Raw genomic sequence first — 17,163 nt, forward strand, 5'->3', positions numbered from 1 at the left:
CGGCAATAGCCGGGCCTCATCACCGACCCTTGGAGAACACTCATGAAGATTCGACCCGCGGCCATCGCCGCACTCACCCTCACTGCCCTGCTCGCCCTCACGGGCTGCGTCGTCACGACCGGCTCCGATAACGGCATGGACGGCATGGACCACGGCAGCGGCTCCTCCGCATCCGCCGACGCGAACACCGACGACGTCATGTTCGCCCGCATGATGAAGGAGCACCACGAGCAGGCCATCGAGATGTCCGATCTCCTGCTCAGCAAGGACGGTGTCGATGAGCGCGTCGTCGCCCTCGCGGAAGAGATCAAGGCCGCTCAGGAGCCCGAGATCCAGAAGATGGATCAGTGGCTCGAAGACTGGGACGCGGACATGGGCAACATGGGTGGCATGGACCATGGCGACGGCATGATGTCCGAAGAAGACATGCAGGCCCTCGAAGATGCCACCGGTCCCGATGCGGGGCGTCTGTTCCTCGAGCAGATGATCCAGCACCACGAGGGCGCTGTCGACATGGCACAAGAAGAAGTCGACAACGGTCAAAACAGCGACGCCATCGCACTCGCTGAGACGATCATCGACACGCAAACCGACGAGATCGCCACCATGAAGGAGATCCTCGCAACTCTGTGATCCCTGGGTGGGGTGCGGGGCTCCCGCACCCCACCTCGTGATCTGTTGCGCACACCATCATGCGAACCCTCAAGAAGCTCACGTTGCCCACTTTTCGACAGCGACACCGAGCGGCACTCACGCTCTCCACAACGATGGCGGCCAGCATTGTGCTGGCCGGCTGCGCGGCACCCGCCGAGCCCACCACCGGGCACGACCACGCCGCGTCCATCAGCCACGTCCACGCGATCGTGCCTAACCCCTCCGAGGACGGATACCTCCTGGGTGCCCATGACGGGATCTACACGGCCACACCGGATGGGGAGGTCGGCTCGCGTATCGAGACGACCGACTTCGACGCAATGGGCCTCATCACTGTCGGTGATGCTCTCCTCGCGTCCGGGCATCCCGGACCGACCACGGCCCCAGAACTCGGCTCCCCCAACCTCGGAATCATCCGGAGCGACGACAGCGCCAGATCTTGGACGCCTGTCTCATTCACCGACGAGAAAGACTTCCACGTGCTTGCCGTCGGGAAGAACGACACCCTCTACGGGATCGCCTCGGACTCTGCGGAGCTCCTCCGCACTGACGACCTCGGTGAGACCTGGTCGGCGGTCGGAGAAATTCTGGCGTTCAGCCTCGTCATCGACAGTGAAGGGCAACTGATCGCCGCCACCCCAGACGGGGTGCAAATCAGCACTGATGAGGGCGCCACCTTCGCACCCCTGAACGACGCACCTGCGCTCTACCTCCTCGCCGTGTCACCTGACGGCAAACAGCTGGTCGGTGTCGGCCGCGGCGGACAGATCTGGGCCAGCACAGGATCCAACGCCGAGTGGGTTCCCGCCGGCGTCACCCACGGCTCCGCACAAGCGCTCGCGACTACAAACGACGGCGCAATACTGGTCTTCGACGACAGTGGGTTGACCGCGATAGACAACTAGACGCGACGGAGATTTCTCCAAGAGAACGGCGCTCACCACCCCAGGTCCGCCGAAAGTGCCCGCCGTTAGGAGGTTTCGACAGACCATAGCGGCGGGCCTTCGAGCGCCGAACAACTACGTCTGCCGCAAACGATCGTTTCCGGCAGACGGCTGGTGCAGCATCCTCATGCTGCGCGCACCGCATGTCGCCATGGGGTGTGATGTTTCAACGAGCAGTCGCGTATCGCTGACCAACGAGGCTCACGGCCTCCTGGAACGTGTTCCACGCCACATCGACCGCGCGCTGCGTCACGCCGAGGTCAGCGCTGAATCGAGCAAAGAGGTTGCCTTCGGACGCGCCGTCAGCGATCTCCTCCAAGGACGAGTTGTTCACGGCTCCGCCGAATGACGGGTGTGAGAGACCACTCAGTGATCGCCACGTGCTCGCGGCATACTCGCCGGGAATTGCTATCCAGTCTGGACCCGCGGCCACTGTGCACACTGACCGCACCATATGCACCCACGGGGCTTGTCCCCTCTTCACCTCCGAATGCGAGATGGAGAAGTCTCCCTCGATCTGTCGAACCTTAGCTACGTCCCTTGCGTAGCGCTGCGCGATCGCCGCCTCGGCGCGGCTCAGCTCGTCGACGTCATATGCACCAAGAGCTTTCACGGTCGCCACATCCTCCTTCTTGAGGTCGCGACTATGGATGGCGTCCGACCACCTCGCACGCAGCATCCGGGTGATCCGATCAGTTCGGACGTCGGGCTCGAGGAGCCACTTCACAAGTGCGGATGCTTCGAGGATGGACCGCAGAAGCGGGTAGTGCGCGAAGAGCGGCATCGAGAGCCGGTCTCCTGGCAAGAGCAGACCGCAGAGCGCGCGCATGTTGTCGGCAGCCATCAGGAGTGTCGCGTTCACGAGGTGGCTGCTCGTCATCCACGCTGTTGCCGCGTCGTCGCCAGCGAGGTCGGAACCGATCGCCGGCACAGTAAGCAGCTCCTCGTGTCGAGCGAGCAGGATGGGCGCTTGCTCGATCCGGCGCCGGATATCGGCGGCCTTCCGCAGCTCATCCTCGTCTGTGACCTCGAACGGCCCAGCCATACCGCCCCCTCGCTCTCGGCTCAACCGTAGTCCTGCCGCAGACCACGAGGAGCGCGCCACGCACCCTCGGAGAACGACTGGGGCGGCCGCTCCCAGCTTCGGCATCAAGTCCGCGTGTCGCCTCGAGAGCCCGCGCCAGCGCTGGAAACGCGCTCTCACCTGCTCAGCCCCTTCTTACTTCCCTGTCTGGCCGTTTACCGACGATAAGACCACTTATCCGGACTATCCGGCGCAGCCTCTGTGACTGTGAGGCGTGAAGGCTTGCGGGATCATCTGCGACCGAAGTCATCACGTCTCTTCGCGCTGGTGGTCGGATTCCCGGCACCTTCCGAGAACCAGAGTCTCGCCACATGACAGCTGGGTCCTGCCCGCTGTGTCGAGTTCTACTTAGCGCCGTGAGCGGAAAGGGCTCGGCGGATCGCACGTCGAGCTCGACGAGTGACCACGAGATTCAGCCGTTCCACTGCCGGCACGGACGAAGAGACCGGGGATGACACGATCTCCACGGAGTCCCCCGTCGCAAGAACCGTGCCCAGCGGCATTACGCTCCCGTTGATTCGGGCACTAGTCGCCCCGTGCCCGAGCTCGCTATGGATGGCGTACGCGAGGTCGAGCGCAGTCGCCCCCTCGTCGAGAGCGAACGGCGCACCACCCCTACCGAAGACGTAAAGCCCGCTGACGCCCATGTGTTTGCGCAGAGCTTCCATGAAATCAGCGGAGGCGGCGTTCTCCTTCAGCCACAACTCGGATGAAGAAGAAGCCCGCCGGGTCCTTGGAGGAGGCCCGGGCACCGCGTGGAACGGTGGCGACGGCCTGGACCCCTGCTTCGAGTACCTCGCCATCTCGTGCGTTGTGATTTCGAACTGTACGACTCGACCGTCGATGGCGACGACAGAGGTTTCGAGCGATTGATACCCGTTGTAGGTCGGCGTCGCGATGTAGTCATTGAACCTTCCTGGGAGAGGGGTCCAGCGGGCGTGTAAGGCACCGAGCATCGCATAACAGGAGCGCATGTCATTCGTCCGAACGAGCACAGTCAAGAGGTCGTAGATATCGTCGAAGTCACGCCCGCGGGCGACAAGTTCCTGGTACACCGCATACGAGTTCTTTAGCCGCACCTGGACACGCGCTCGGATACGCAGATCGCGCAAGTCCGCCTCCACCTCAGCGACAATCGCGCCTGCGTAGTCGTCGACATGAGGAAACCGCTGGCGCATCAATGCTTCAATCTCGGCGAATATCTTCGGCTTCATGATCGCGAAGGCGAGATCCTGCATCTCCGCGTGCATAGACTCAAGGCCCAGCTTCTGGGCGATATCGGCGTGGACATAAAGGGAATCCTCCGCTAGGCGCGTAGCTTCCGCCGACAGGAGGAAACCGGCCCTACGCAGCCGTTGCAGACGGTCCGCAAGAAAGACGATCAGCGAGTTCGCATCACGTGCCATAGCAATGACCGCTCGAGGAGCCGACTCGACATCAGAAGCACCACCGCGTACTAAGTCTATTAGCGCGACGCTCGCTACGACCCTGGCGATCCGCTCACCGAAATTCTCCTGGACGAAATAGATGTAGTCGTCCGACGCGGTTTGCCTAAGCAGGAACGCCGCGGCCACAGCGTCGGGGCCGAGTCCCAACTCTGCGACGATCCGAGCCGTTGCCGCCTGGCCCGGTGCCCTCCGGGATGCCGCTTTCACCCGCTTAAGGTCGTGGCGCGGAAACGCGGACCGCAGTACACGGAGGGCGGCGGCGTAATCGGCTGAGTTCTTCCCGCGTCGAAAGATGACCGGCACGAGATCCTGCGTCTTTGGCTCTTGCGGCGGAGGGCTCCGGAGCGATAACTCGTTTAGCACGCCCTCTAACGAGGGCAACCGTCGAAGATCAACCGGGGGAAGCGCTCTCAGCGACGCCGCGATCATATCCATCACTGCTTCGTCGATGAATTCGTACTCGGGGGGTTCCGCAGCTCCGTCTGTGAGTAGCGTGGCGACGCCCCAAGCAAGCCACCGACGAGTGGATGCGTGGACTGTCGTGTCCAGGACAAGGCGCCAGACCGGGTCCACCGCGGCCCGCCTAGCCCCGAGCATGATCATCACCCGCAGCGCCAGGCGGAGGGTTCCGCCCTCCTCACCATCCACGGCTCGAAGTCGATCCTCAGCCACTCGTTTCACGCGACTACGTGTGTCATCAGGGAGCACGACGCCGTCCTCCAAGATCAGAGCGACTCTCTCGAGAGCCTGATCACCCCCGAGTAGCGACTCATCAAACCACCGCCAGAACCTAGGGTCGCTGTGCCACAGCGGAAGGGCGAATCTTAGGAACGAGTCGTTCTGCGCGAGGAGGGTGTTCGCCGTGATGAGTTGCAGGCTCTCAGCGGCTAGGTCGGCGGATGCAGCAACGGCTGTCGCGGCAAAATGCTCACCGAGCACCTGATGTGTGAACGCGGCGCGACGCCGCCCCCAGGTGATCGCTCCGGTGCGCGTTGTTAGCTCCCGGACAACAGCCTCCCAGTCCCCTGTGTGATCCTCTCGCCGGGAGACGAAAGCGTTCACGATTTCCGTCGCCAACGATCCATCGGCCGCGGAGATCCAGCGCAAAGCGGCGACGGACAGCCCTACGAATACCGACTCGGCGACATGGGCCGCCGCCTCCTGCTGGGTGGGCCCCATCCGCGCAGTCCGCTCGGCGATCTGCGGAAACGGCGATGCTCGGTCAGAGAAGTAGCGGGACTCCAACGCTCTCCGGATTTCGGTAAAGAGCTCGGACCTAGTGATGTGATGCGCGCGCACAGTTTCGTTACCACCCCGCGGTTCGAGTATCACGAGTTGACACGCGAGCGAAAGGCTTAGCGGGTTCGAGACCACGTCGCGGGAGAATCGCGAGAGGACCGCTTGCACTGACTGCGCCCGATCCTGCTCTGCCAGGCCCGCCGCATCGAACCAGTTTTGGGCGAGCTGCTCGACCTCTCGCTTCCCGAATGGCGAGAGACGCCAGGAAGGAAGCTTCGCTGCGCGGATCGTGTCAAGGCTCCCGCGAAGCGCGTAGTCGCGCGCGGCGATCGTCAGAGTCGCCGGGAACGCCCCCGTTGCCGACGTTTCCGAGATCAGTCGACGAACCAGTGTCACCCGCGCATCAGGATCGAGCACTTCGTCCAAACCATCGACCATGAGGTGCCACTCGCCGTCGGCGGCCGGAGGAAGGTTCACGAGGCCTTCGGCACGTGAACTCTCTCCATCGAAGACGTCACGCACCAACGCGCCATGAATCGCGTCGCGCAAACTTCCGCTCTGAATCAGATCGGGAGCCGCGACCAGGATTGGCACGCGCGCGTGATTCCCTTGGTCGAAGTCGTGACACATCTTCCGAGCCAACGTGCGAAGCGCGCTCGACTTACCACCACCAGGGTCTGCCGTTAGCGTCCCGCCGTCCGCGAGTGCCTCGCTGATGTCGACCGCAAGTGCCCGCGCTGCGCCGGGTCGCTCTGCGGTCTGCGTCACATAAACGCTCCCGAGCGTCGGCGCCGCAGACTCGTTGATAAGGAGCCCGTACGGATGGCGTTCAACCGTGCAACGGAGCGCCGCAACGTACCGGCTCACGGACCTTCGCGGGATGCGCCACTTTCCCGCTGTGATCTGCTCGTCATCAAGCGTCGAGCGCCACCGTTCGCTGGAAGGATCACGCAGGTCGGTCCAGTTGAGGAACTCGTCGATGGCTTCGAGATGCCCCTCGCCCTCTCGATCGCTGAGACGGACGAGCCCGCATACGCCGCCGGTGCGCAGATTGACCGCCGGGCCGCCGCTGGTGCCGTGAAAGAGGTTACTTCCCTGGACCCGGATCGCCGGTACCCCTTCTTGAGAATAGGAACTGCCAACGATCGTCAACCGGGAATCCTGGCGAATGAAATGCTTATCACCAGTCAGGTACCCATGCGATGCGAGAGGATCATCGTGGCCTCGGATCCTGTTAAGGATCGCGACAACGCATGGAGAGGTCTCAGATACACACACGTGCTTCGGGTGATTCAGCAGCACAGGCCCATCATGCTGCTGGGATCTATGCATGAGGGAGCCGCAAAACTCAGCACCGCAAGCAAAACGAAGCATGACCTCCGAGCGATCCTCGAGCACGTGTCCGATCGTGAGCACACAATCGGAAGCGATTCTGACCCCGCTTCCGCGACCCGCGACGTCGACCGTCGATCTGGCCAGGAGATCGCGGATGTCCTCGTTAGGATCCCGCGGGTGCGTCACGGATGAACTCGAGCTCGATCGAGATACTGGACTTAGCGTTCGCCTTGCCGAATACAGCTACCAACGACCCCGATTCGAGAGCGAACTCGACGCCTAGAGTGACCTTGGCTGAAGTCCACTCGAGGTCCGAGACGGCCGTGATTGCTTTTCGGGCCGCTCCCGCTGACGCGTCAAACGCGGCTTGGAGATCGAGGGCGCCGCGAGTGGAAACTTCCTCCTGACCGGATGAACCAACCACAGAGACGAACGCCCTAGTGCCATCGATGTCTACCGAGACCAGCTCATCCCGCATAGTTGACCCCCAGGTCGTTGCCGGCAGATCGCTCATCTGCTCGTGCTGCTGAGCAGGACACTATCGCATACTTCGCCATCAAGCCGTACTCACTACCGTCGTCCCGCCTCGACCGCCGGGATCATGGGCGCGAACTCGATGTCTGCTTCGCCAACTTCACCATCGTCGCTTGCGACGCCGACGCGCCGCTCTGCGTCGACTACGTCACCATTCCGGCGTGGACCAGGACGGATGAAGCCGAGGCTGGAGGGAAGCAGATTAGCCTGATGGGCGCAGCGTACTGCCCCGTATGATCGAGAGCGCTAAGAGGACCCCCTCACCCAACGCCCATTCAGCTCTTGCGACTTTCGAAACCGCCAAACGGCGTATCCGAGAACGCGGATGTGCTGGCAAAGTTGGCAATGCGATCGGCCCGCAGGTCGACATCCGGCCAGCGCCGCCTGCCGATGCTGCTGTTCCTCGCATCCGACACCGCGGAGCAATCGCCCCAAGCCGACGCTAACCGCGTCTAGTCCATCCGACGCCGCGGCGCCTTCCCGCCGAGGTCCGTACGGGTTGCAGTGCTACGCAGCGACGGCTTTCATCAGGATGGCCTGCTCCAGTCGCGCCACGGTCTCGGCCTCAAGCGCGTTGGCTGCAGCAAAGTTCGCCCAGCATCGGTCCGCCTCGTTCCCGCGCTCCTCATCGACCGGCGGAAGGATAATCTCATTGAGGTTCGCGGGGTCAACGACATCGACAACGGAGCCGAACGCGCTCCCCTTGACTTGGAGCTGGACCTGCTCGGTGGCGAAACACAGGTACAACCAACCAGGACTGATCCCCTCTTTCGGACGCACCCTCATGACGTTATGGCTCGCGAGCCAGCTCGAACGGTCCTCCGTAATGAGAGCGGGGAGGGAGATCCGCTCTTCAGCGCGTCCGCGGGCCCCGAAAACGAGGGTGCCCGCACCAAGTTCGTACGCCTTGAAATCAAGCGCACGGGCTGCGATGTACTGAAGATTGACCGGCTTCAGCTGCAAGAGTTGACGTCCGGACATGATTGGCCGACCATGCGACTCGTCTACGTAATAACGCTTGTAGCGATTCGGCATCGACGTGTCCGCCACAGCGCCGAGATGTGTTCCGCCAGCACGCTTCAAGTCATCGCGAACTCGATCGATTCGAGGGTCGTGGAATGCTGCGTCGAGCCGCCCGCCGAGGCTGCTCGCCCTCAGGGGCCATCCTGCTTTGAGTGGATCCGTCGAGCTGATCTGCGGGAGCTCACTGGCGAACTCACGGACAAGTTCCTCGAGTCTAAGACGCGCCCGCTCACGGGTCCGGATAGCCTCCTGCATTGCCTCCGCGGTCTCGTTCGTCAGTAGTGGGTCTATGAATGGCACCTGCACTGCGCTCAGATCATCGGCTGACAGGTGGTCAATCACGTTTCCGGTCTTGCTTCGCGTCAGGAGCGCCTGGCCCGTAGGCGTGCTGAGAAATGCCAACGTGTATAGGCGGCTAGTCTTGTCGGCGATCTGGAGGCGGAGCATGTCGTCACTCACTACGAACCGGCTGATATACGCATCGGCGTACGCAAGCGGACCAAGATTACGACCCGAGCAGGTTTGAAGGATGGTGCCGACCTCAGGAACGAGTTCTTGCAGGTTCGTGCTTCCACTCTTCGACAACTGGTCGGCAGCCTGAGGCATGTAGTCGAAAATGTCGTACGGCCGCAGGTATGGCAGCGAATCCTCACCCGGTGCGGCGTATACGCGGCGGGTTCGTGACGTCGCTCCAACGCTTCCCAATCCACCGATTCCGGCGACGCGACGAATCTCTGCGCCAGCAAGCTGGAGCGCACGCATGTGATCGTTGGCGAGAACGCCTGGCGAGCAGTGATACTTGGCATCCAGGCGCCCGTCAGCGAACGCCGCACGTGCGCGCACGGGAGCGATGATCATCGCTGCTCCTCGAGCCAGCGACGATATGCCTGTGCAACCTCAGCTAGCTCGTCGTCGACCTGGCGATCCGTGACCTCCACTTCGCGCATCACTTCGGCTCCCGACGTCTGATCAATTTCGGCCACAGTCTCGACTGTCTTCACGAGGGCGTCTTCACCGTCAGCCGTGCGTCGGTAGATGACGTTACCGCGCTTGTCGTGCCCGATCTTCTCCGCCACTGCCATGAACAACGGATAGTCCAACCCAGCGCCCGCTGCGTCTGCCGCTTCGTGTTCATCCAGGCGACGCATCAAGACCATCGAGGTTTGAGTGTCGTTGCCGGGCTGGAACAAGTCACGGTGCATGTCCACGACAGCCAGAATCTGCGCATGCCGCAGAAGCCAATGCCGAACGTACGCGAGGCCGGGGTTATTCAGAATGCCGTTAGGCATCACCATCGCCATCCTGCCCGTGCCTGCGACCAAAAGCTGGAGTGCACGCTCAATGAACAAGATCTCGGGTGGCTGCGATTTCTGAAGGGCCCGGTTACCGTTTTTATCGAGGCGGATAGACCAGTTCCCATCGTCGCCCTGGTCCCAAACTGCGGCCAGCTCGTACTGAGCGAGTGTGTCCTCATCGTCGATTGGGATCCTCGCCCCGAACGGCGGGTTGGAGACAATCACGTCAATCGAGCCGAGGGGGACGGCGTCACGAAGCTGAGACGACCAGCGGTGCGGATTCTCCAGTGTGTTGGCCTGGTACAGCCCACCGGAGCCATCGTTGTTCATGACCATGTTCATCTTCGCCGCGCGGACTAGCGCGGGATTCAGGTCGATCCCAAAAACACACTGGCGGAAGTACTCGTCTCGGCGCTTGTACAACTCCTCACGCTCGAAGTCAGTACCCTGCGAAGGGTCTTCCCACTGCTCGCGCTCTCTGTGCTCGATGTACTCGAGTGCGTGATTCATGCCGGTAATCAGAAACCCCCCGGTGCCGCACGACGGATCGAGGATTCGCTCACCCGGCTGTGGGTCGAGCATCGTAACAGCCATTCGGCAGGCGTTGCGGGGCGTGAAGAACTCGCCTCGGTCGCCTCGCAGGTTAGATCCGACGATCTCCTCGTAGGCGACCCCCTTCACATCCACGGGGGACCGGAGGAGCGAGTATCCCTGCAACTGGGTGACGACATATGCCAGAACATCTGGTTTGAGGTCGATATCCACGTCCTTCGAATCGAAGATCGCGGGGTACTTCTTTACGACGCGCTGTTCGAAAAGAGCCTGAATGCGCTTCTTAGCGGCCGTGGCGACAATCGTGCTTTCCCGTTCAGACGGAGTTGCGAAAAAGTTCAGCTTCGGCGCACGCTCGTCCTCAATCTTCGTGAAGATGAGCTTGAGCAACTCCCAAAACGCTTCGGTCTTCTGCTTACCCTCGTGAGCCGCGATGTAGTTGTGGCAGCGACGGAATGCGAATAGCAGGTTGTCTGCGGTCGCAACCTTCAGGTCCTTGCGTTTGGGACGTTGGGCGTCGGCCTCCGTCTGGCCGTTTGCCGGGATGTCGATGATCTCGTCGAATGACCAGCCACCTTTCCCATCAGGGCGCTTGGCATAGCAGAATCGGTCGGTACCATTGGTCCACATGCCGTACTGCACGTTCAAGCAGGACGCCATGTAGGACTGCAGTTGCCCGATACCCTCGGTGCGGCTGGTCGGCTTAACGTCGGCCTTCTTGGTCTCAACGAGGATGTAGGCGCTCGCCTGAGTCCGGTCCGCATCCTTGCCAAATACGACGATATCGACGCGCTTGCGCGATGCGCCCACTTTGATGGTGAACTCTGGAGCACAGTCCGTTGGCGAGTATTTGTACTGCCTGACGAGCGCTTTCTCAATGTTCTGCCTGACGTATTCTTCGGGAGTGTCGTTGACGAACTTGCCGGTCAAAAAGTCGGCAACCTTCCCATCGGGCACGGACCCGACTGGCGTCACTGACGGGGTTGGCGCGGGGGTCACGTTGGCCACGAAGCTCCTCTGGAGGCTAGACAAAGATTGGTCCAATCTTCTCTCACGTACGGCTGATCGCGCTGGAGGCCCGCCGAACTGTCGAACTGTTGTTCGGCCAGCCTTGAGAGATCGAGGCGAGGATTCACCGTGACGATGCCAGCTACGATGAACCCAAATGATGCCGCTGAGAGGCGCGCTCCTCGATCCAACCCATCTGCGTAGGGGTAGTTTCTCTCGGACAGGGTGGGATGGGAGGCGGGTGCCTCCGACCTAGGTGAGCAGTAAGTCATTGGCGCACTACCGAGCACGGCGCGAAGCCGCCGGTGCAACGTGTCGTCGCTTGAACGCGCCGATGCCGTGGGCTTGGCACATGAGTTGGTCCTCAGACGACGGAGTCTCCCTCTCTCCGGCCTGAGCCTGGACATACTTCGGTCGTTGGGGACCGAGCCGAACGTCAACAACCTAATCCAGGGCTTCGAGCAGCGAGGCGGCTACCATCAGCCCACGCCGCCCAACCTTGAGGCCATGCTGGCTCGGCTCTCAGGGGAACAGCAGGCGATCGCTGATCTGTTCGCCTGCGCAATCGGTGCCTACAAGAATTCGGCCAGTCATCGAACCATTCGGTTCGATGACGCGGTGGAAGCTGCCGTAGTGATCCGGCTCGCCGATCTTCTCCTCCGCATCGCGCATCGCGCTACAGGCTGACGCGCGAGTGAACCTGTCACGCGCTCACGACTTCGCGCTGATCGGCACATCGATGCGGTCCCGTGCGACCACGATGCCGTCCTTCACGACATAGCACTCAACGATGTGGTCGCCGCGGAACTCGGTGCTCTCGTGCCTGCCCGTCGAGCGGTTCGACGAGACGATCTGTCCGCGGATCTTATTACGCCGCTCGGCTTCGTCGCCCTGATTGAGCACCTTCCAGCGGACGTCGTACGGACCGGGGACGGTGTTTTCGGTGACGGCGAAGTCCAGTTCTTTGTTGGGCAAAAGCAAGCTTCTGACCTGAAGGATCTCTCGCAAGGACGCCGGTCGCCACCCATCCTGGGTGACCGTGCAGTCGATCGCGAGCGTGTACTGGATGTCGACCGGGTACTTCTGCTCGATGAACTCCTCTGTGTCATCGAACGAGCGAGCGGACTCGCTGGCCATGAGCGGCACCGCGGTCCCAAACACCTCGCGCCACTTCTTGTTCGCCGAGGTTTTGCCTTCATTGGCGATCGCTTCGAGGCAGCGGTTGTACGCCTTCTTGGCCTTGGGCTGGAACCGAGTCTTCACCTTCACGCGTTGGCTGCTTCCCAGGGCCCAGTAATAGTCCTTATCTGGCTCGTCCTTGAGGAACTCGAAGAAGTCGCGGACCATCAGGTCGAACGACCCGGTCCCGGAAGAGTCGTAGTCGGTCGTCTGCGCGAAGAATCGGTACACCAGGGTGTCGATAAGCAGGCCGCCCATGTTAACGCCGTTGGCGTTCTTCCACGCTCGGGCCATTCGAGCAAGGTGGCGCATGTTCTTCGAGATACGGTCGTTGCACTCCTTGGTCGCCTCGATCTCGGCGCGAGGCTTCGTGACCCTCCACGTCTCGGAGGCCGTATCCGGGTAGTCGAAGCTGCCGTCGGCGTTCTCGAACGCGGGCTGCACTTCAAACTTGAAGGTGTTGCTTTTGAATTGCACACGCACGACGCACTGGTCGACGCGGATGTCGGTGTTCGAGTATCGACCCTTCAAGTCGTCCCGGACGCGCTCGAGCATTCTCCGCGGCCCGCTGTCTCCGTCATAGCTGGCCCGGAGCCCAGGAGGCAAGATGAAAATCAAGTCGAGATCGGACACACCCTTGATGGCGGTGTGCCGGCCGTAGGAACCGACCATGAGCTTGTAGTCGGTGCAGCCGTCCTTCGACCGGAAGTCCTTATTCAACGCCTTAGTAATTTCATTCCTGCGTGAAGCGATCGTGGCCGCCGTGTCGCCGACCTTCAGGTTTGTCAGCAGCGCGTCGAAAATCTCGGACGTCTTCACGATCGTGCCTCGTCTTCGCCGAGCCGAAGCGCCGCGGGGAGGAACAGATCGATTTCTCGAGGAGTGAAAGTCATCTCCTCGTTGTGCTTGAGCCCTCCTTGCGCCCGAGTGAACGCCTTCGGGCTCGTCCTCGGCGCGGCGGCGTAGGCGGCGCGGGTGGCCTCCTGCAGCTCGTCGCGACGAACCCTCGCCTGCTCGTCGGAGACATCACCGGACATCATGTCGGAAATCAGGGAGATGTAGGACTCGCGGACGTCCCAGAGCCGGGAAGCGATGCCGCGATGTGCGTCAGACTCGTCCGCGAACCTGAAGGTCTTCGCACCAAGGCTGATCCATGTCACCATGAGTGCGATGGACGATGTCACGAGGGCGGTCAGTACAGGGTTGCCCAACAGACCGAACACCGCGACCAGGAAAGTGCCCGAGCTGATAGCCGTAAGCGCGATGAGCACCCCCTGCTGCCAGCGGTGCTTGCTGAAGCAGATGTCCGCCTGCTTCTCGTGTGTCTTGTGGCTGTAGACCACCCGCCCGAAGCACTCTCGTACTTGAGCCAGCAGATACAGGTCACCGCTGATTTGGCCCGGCCGGCCAGCCGCCTCATCCGTCATGTCTCTCCGTTCGTCATCGCCCAGGGCGGTTCATGTCAGCGGAAATCTCCGGGCATACGTCCCCCGGAACAGCGACGCCTGACGACAATCGCTGTACGGTCTCCAAGTATGGGTGGGGCCACCGACATACCAGGCTCTCGGTAAAGCGGCGTGATCCGGCGTGGACACGAGCAACGCCAGGGCGTCTTCCGGAACGTGAGCGATACGACGGCGCTGTCGACCAAGTCCCCGTTCGCAACTCACTCGAATAAGCACGATCTGCACAAGCTGTGGAATACCATTTCCACCCCCGGTGGTTGTCCAGCAGTGTTCAACGATCCGCTTCGCCATCCTGCCTCCACGACCACCGTCGCGTCGCTCACCGCAGCGATGAGTCTGTTGCGCGACAGGAACCGCCACTTCGTCGGCGCAGTGCCGCACGGGACCTCGCTCACCACGGCGCCGGTCTCGACGATTCGGCGAAGAAGCTGCTGATGGCCCTGAGGATACGCTCGGTCGACCCCACCGGCGAGGAACGCGACCGTCTTTCCGCCGACTCCGAGTGCGGCACGGTGACCTGCGCCGTCGATGCCGTACGCTCCCCCGGACACCACGACCGCGCCACCTGCGGCCAGCTCGCCGGCGAAGTCACCCGCGAGCATCTCGCCGTATGCGCTCGCGGCGCGGGCTCCGACGATCGCGACTCTGGGGGCCGCGCTCAGCAGCCGCGGGTCACCGCGCACCCAGAGAACGGCCGGCGCATGCACCCCGAGGTCGTCGAGAGAAGTCGGCCAGTGAGCATCACCCGGAATCAGAAGTCGGGCTCCGACGTCCCTGGCGCCGCGCAGCGCATCGACCACGCTCCGCGCGTCGGCTCGGGTCTTCCACCGCGCCCGCCCGTCGGCGAGTGCCCGGCTGCTGACTTCTGGGCCCGCCGCGTTCCCGGCGCCCAATGCGAGCCGGAGCGCGTCCGAAGCACCGAGCTCTTCGATGAGCGCCCCGGCCACACCATCGCCCGGCTCGGTGAGGACCGACCAAGACACCCGGGCGAGCGCCTCCACCGCACCTCCGGAGGGCCTGAGCTGTTCGAGCGACTCTCGGACACCGGCGTCACCTGTGAGTGACTCGATCATGATGCGTACCCCCTCTTGAGAAACAGCGCCTGGCCCACTTCGTCGCGTCCCGGCCTGTCGAGTCCAGCGAGATCGGCCATCGTCCACGCCAGCCGCAGCACCCTGTCGTAGCCGCGCAATGTGAGCGTCCCCCGCTCGAGAGCCCGGTCCAGCGGCGCCCGTGCATCGGCTGGGATGCGCAGATCGAGCTGTCTCAGCCGAGCGCCGGGCACTTCGCTGTTTCGAAGCCATGGGGTTCCCCGCCATCGCGCACAGGCTCGCTCTCGCGCCTCGATGACCAGCGCACGAGCGATCTCGCTCGTCATTCCGGTGCGGTCCCCCACCATCGCCTGCGAGGCGGAAACCCGAGAGACGTGCAGCTCGACATCTATGCGGTCTCGCAGCGGACCCGAGAGTCTCGTCGAGTATCTCCGGATCGCCAACGACGGGCACACACACTCCGCGCCACGAACCCCGTAGTTGCCGCACGGACAGGGATTGAGCGCCACGATGAGCTGGAACCTCGCTGGAAACAGAGCCGTGATCCCCGCTCGACTCACTTCGATCACACCCGACTCGAGCGGTTGTCGCATCGCGTCGAGCGCCACTCTCGAGAACTCCGCCGCTTCGTCGAGGAAGAGCACACCCCTGTGCGCCCGAGAGATCGCCCCGGGGCGCACAGACCTCGTTCCACCTCCGACGAGCGCCGCGACCGATGCACTGTGATGCGGCGACTCCAGCGGCGGCATCACGTCGAGAGCCTGCACCGACTCGCCCGTGAGCGAGCGGATCGACGCCACCTCGAGCGCTTCGTCTTCGGTAAGACTCGGAAGGATGCCAGGCAGCCGTCGTGCGAGCATGGTCTTCCCTGCCCCCGGCGGGCCGCTGAGCATCATGTGGTGTCCTCCCGCCGCGGCGACGATCAGCGCACGCACGGCGTTCTCCTGCCCCACGACGTCGGCGAGGTCCAACTCTTCGGGACGCTCGCGCGCTACCGCTGCGGCCGCGACCGGATCCGCCTCGAGCACGTCGACCTCTGCACCATGCCACACCGCCACCTGCGAGAGGCTCGCCGCAGGGCGCACCTCGATTCCCGGCACGAGCCTCGCCTCGGCCTCGTTGCCCCAGGGGACGATCACGGTGTCGAAACCCGCGCGTGCAGCAGCGAACACCGACGGCAGCACTCCGGGAACGGGCCGGAGCCGACCATCGAGCCCGAGCTCACCGAGATGCACCACGCGGGCGATGGACCGGCTCGACAGCGCTCCCCCGGCTGCCAGCGCAGCGACGGCGATGCTGAGGTCGAAGCCCGCTCCCTGCTTGGGGAGGCTCGCGGGCGAGAGGTTCACCGTCAGTCGACGACGCGGAAGATCGAGCGCGGTGTTCTTGCACGCGTTGTGGACCCGCTGAACAGCTTCGCCGAGTGATTTGTCGGGCAGCCCGATGATCTTGAAATCGGGCGTCTGATTCGAGATGTCCGCTTCGACTTCGACCATGTGTCCATCGACCCCGGTGAGCGCGACCGCCCAGGTGCGAGCCGTCTTCACGACACGTCCACGAGGTGTTCGAGGGTGCTGTGCGCGGGGTCAGCGCCGATGATCCCGATCGCCTCGATCCGGATCATGAGGCCGCCGGCCTGGTCGGGATGATCGGCGGCCCACGCATGGGCCAGTTGCCACAACCGGCGTACCTTGCGGGCGTCCACCGCTTCGAACGGGTGCCCGTGAGCGATGGTGCGTCTTGTCTTGACCTCTACGACTGCCAGATGGCGGCCGCGACAGGCGACGATGTCGATCTCGCCCTGCGCACATCGCCAGTTGCGGTCGAGCACCTCATATCCGATGCCTGTCAGGTATCGAACCGCCTGCTCTTCACCGTGTCTACCGAGCTCGTCTTTCGCTGCCATGGTGACAGCCTGTCGAGCGCCCGCGCCGATCAGCGCTCCGAATGAGCCGCAGCCCCAGTCCCTCGGGACAGCCCGTCAGAAACCTGAGCCGTGCAGAAGAGGTCACTCCCCGTCGAGCGACAGCTCTTGCGGCAGTTCGAACTCGCGGCGCTGCAGCTCTTCGACGTTGACGTCTTTGAACGTCAGCACCCGCACGGCCTTCACGAAGCGGTCGGCACGGTAGATGTCCCACACCCAGACGTCACTCATCGAGATCTCGAAGTAGAAGTCGTGCTCGGTATCACGGCGTACGACATTCACCTCATTGGCGAGGTAGAACCGCCGTTCGGTCTCGACCACATACTGGAACTGTGCGACGACGTCGCGATACTCGCGGAACAGCGCGAGCTCGAGCTCGCGGTCGTAGTCGTCGAAGGCTTCCTCATCCATGATCCCTCCATCCTA

General features: G+C 62.9%; 14 protein-coding genes. 3 read left to right on the forward strand and 11 right to left on the reverse strand.

The features are described from left to right. Positions 1 to 42 precede the first annotated feature (42 nt). Positions 43 to 633, forward strand: coding sequence for a DUF305 domain-containing protein (locus OB895_RS03770; RefSeq protein WP_056279253.1), 591 nt, complete (start codon positions 43 to 45; stop codon positions 631 to 633). Positions 634 to 692: 59 nt separating this feature from the next. After that, positions 693 to 1,559 (forward strand): WD40/YVTN/BNR-like repeat-containing protein, encoded by an 867-nt coding sequence (locus OB895_RS03775; protein ID WP_311879183.1) that lies wholly within the window; start codon positions 693 to 695, stop codon positions 1,557 to 1,559. 205 nt (positions 1,560 to 1,764) lie between these two features. Here the strand turns inward: OB895_RS03775 and OB895_RS03780 are convergent, their stop codons facing one another. From OB895_RS03780 to OB895_RS03800, 5 genes are all read right to left on the reverse strand, one after another. Beyond that, entirely contained in the window at positions 1,765 to 2,643 is an 879-nt protein-coding gene (locus OB895_RS03780; RefSeq protein WP_311879185.1) for a hypothetical protein, read from the reverse strand. Between the two features lie 383 nt (positions 2,644 to 3,026). After that, on the reverse strand, positions 3,027 to 6,521 hold the full coding sequence (locus OB895_RS03785; protein WP_311879187.1) for a RelA/SpoT-related domain-containing protein: 3,495 nt from the start codon (positions 6,519 to 6,521) through the stop codon (positions 3,027 to 3,029). 346 nt (positions 6,522 to 6,867) lie between these two features. Then, on the reverse strand, positions 6,868 to 7,218 hold the full coding sequence (locus OB895_RS03790) for a CU044_2847 family protein (protein WP_311879189.1): 351 nt from the start codon (positions 7,216 to 7,218) through the stop codon (positions 6,868 to 6,870). A gap of 527 nt (positions 7,219 to 7,745) precedes the next feature. Further along, a complete protein-coding gene (locus OB895_RS03795) occupies positions 7,746 to 9,119 on the reverse strand; it encodes a restriction endonuclease subunit S domain-containing protein (protein WP_311879191.1) in 1,374 nt (457 codons plus the stop codon). Continuing rightward, positions 9,116 to 11,116: a type I restriction-modification system subunit M gene (locus OB895_RS03800; RefSeq protein ID WP_311879193.1), complete on the reverse strand. Its 2,001-nt coding sequence runs from the start codon at positions 11,114 to 11,116 to the stop codon at positions 9,116 to 9,118. The genes OB895_RS03795 and OB895_RS03800 overlap by 4 nt, the downstream gene beginning before the upstream one ends. Positions 11,117 to 11,533: 417 nt before the next feature. Here OB895_RS03800 and OB895_RS03805 point away from each other — a divergent pair, with 417 nt between their 5' ends. Beyond that, a complete protein-coding gene (locus OB895_RS03805; protein WP_311879195.1) occupies positions 11,534 to 11,803 on the forward strand; it encodes a TIGR02391 family protein in 270 nt (89 codons plus the stop codon). A 24-nt stretch (positions 11,804 to 11,827) separates the two neighbouring features. Here the strand turns inward: OB895_RS03805 and OB895_RS03810 are convergent, their stop codons facing one another. The 6 genes from OB895_RS03810 to OB895_RS03835 all read right to left on the reverse strand — a co-directional run bounded on the left by OB895_RS03810 (position 11,828) and on the right by OB895_RS03835 (position 17,148). Further along, entirely contained in the window at positions 11,828 to 13,114 is a 1,287-nt protein-coding gene (locus tag OB895_RS03810; RefSeq protein WP_311879197.1) for a nucleotide-binding domain-containing protein, read from the reverse strand. Further along, positions 13,111 to 13,722, reverse strand: coding sequence for an SLATT domain-containing protein (locus OB895_RS03815; RefSeq protein ID WP_311879199.1), 612 nt, complete (start codon positions 13,720 to 13,722; stop codon positions 13,111 to 13,113). Before OB895_RS03815 ends, OB895_RS03810 begins: the two co-directional genes overlap by 4 nt. Before the next feature lie 239 nt (positions 13,723 to 13,961). Beyond that, positions 13,962 to 14,834: a DNA-processing protein DprA gene (locus OB895_RS03820; RefSeq protein WP_311879201.1), complete on the reverse strand. Its 873-nt coding sequence runs from the start codon at positions 14,832 to 14,834 to the stop codon at positions 13,962 to 13,964. Further along, complete coding sequence (locus OB895_RS03825) at positions 14,831 to 16,360, reverse strand: YifB family Mg chelatase-like AAA ATPase (protein WP_079112746.1); 1,530 nt, start codon at positions 16,358 to 16,360, stop codon at positions 14,831 to 14,833. The genes OB895_RS03820 and OB895_RS03825 overlap by 4 nt, the downstream gene beginning before the upstream one ends. Further along, on the reverse strand, positions 16,357 to 16,719 hold the full coding sequence (locus tag OB895_RS03830; RefSeq protein WP_042541662.1) for a YraN family protein: 363 nt from the start codon (positions 16,717 to 16,719) through the stop codon (positions 16,357 to 16,359). Before OB895_RS03830 ends, OB895_RS03825 begins: the two co-directional genes overlap by 4 nt. Positions 16,720 to 16,821: 102 nt before the next feature. Further along, a complete protein-coding gene (locus OB895_RS03835) occupies positions 16,822 to 17,148 on the reverse strand; it encodes a DUF2469 family protein (protein ID WP_042541663.1) in 327 nt (108 codons plus the stop codon). Positions 17,149 to 17,163: the final 15 nt, after the last annotated feature.

Origin of the sequence: Microbacterium forte (assembly GCF_031885415.1) — a bacterium.
GTDB lineage: Bacteria > Actinomycetota > Actinomycetes > Actinomycetales > Microbacteriaceae > Microbacterium > Microbacterium forte.

What these genes read in the sequence shown, in the direction of transcription:
- OB895_RS03790 (WP_311879189.1), bottom strand. Translation starts at nt 7,218, where the DNA reads ATGAGCGATCTGCCGGCAACGACCTGGGGGTCAACTATGCGGGATGAG.
- OB895_RS03770 (WP_056279253.1), top strand. Translation starts at nt 43, where the DNA reads ATGAAGATTCGACCCGCGGCCATCGCCGCACTCACCCTCACTGCCCTG.
- OB895_RS03815 (WP_311879199.1), bottom strand. Translation starts at nt 13,722, where the DNA reads ATGACGGATGAGGCGGCTGGCCGGCCGGGCCAAATCAGCGGTGACCTG.
- OB895_RS03835 (WP_042541663.1), bottom strand. Translation starts at nt 17,148, where the DNA reads ATGGATGAGGAAGCCTTCGACGACTACGACCGCGAGCTCGAGCTCGCG.
- OB895_RS03820 (WP_311879201.1), bottom strand. Translation starts at nt 14,834, where the DNA reads ATGATCGAGTCACTCACAGGTGACGCCGGTGTCCGAGAGTCGCTCGAA.
- OB895_RS03775 (WP_311879183.1), top strand. Translation starts at nt 693, where the DNA reads ATGCGAACCCTCAAGAAGCTCACGTTGCCCACTTTTCGACAGCGACAC.
- OB895_RS03780 (WP_311879185.1), bottom strand. Translation starts at nt 2,643, where the DNA reads ATGGCTGGGCCGTTCGAGGTCACAGACGAGGATGAGCTGCGGAAGGCC.
- OB895_RS03830 (WP_042541662.1), bottom strand. Translation starts at nt 16,719, where the DNA reads ATGGCAGCGAAAGACGAGCTCGGTAGACACGGTGAAGAGCAGGCGGTT.
- OB895_RS03795 (WP_311879191.1), bottom strand. Translation starts at nt 9,119, where the DNA reads ATGATCATCGCTCCCGTGCGCGCACGTGCGGCGTTCGCTGACGGGCGC.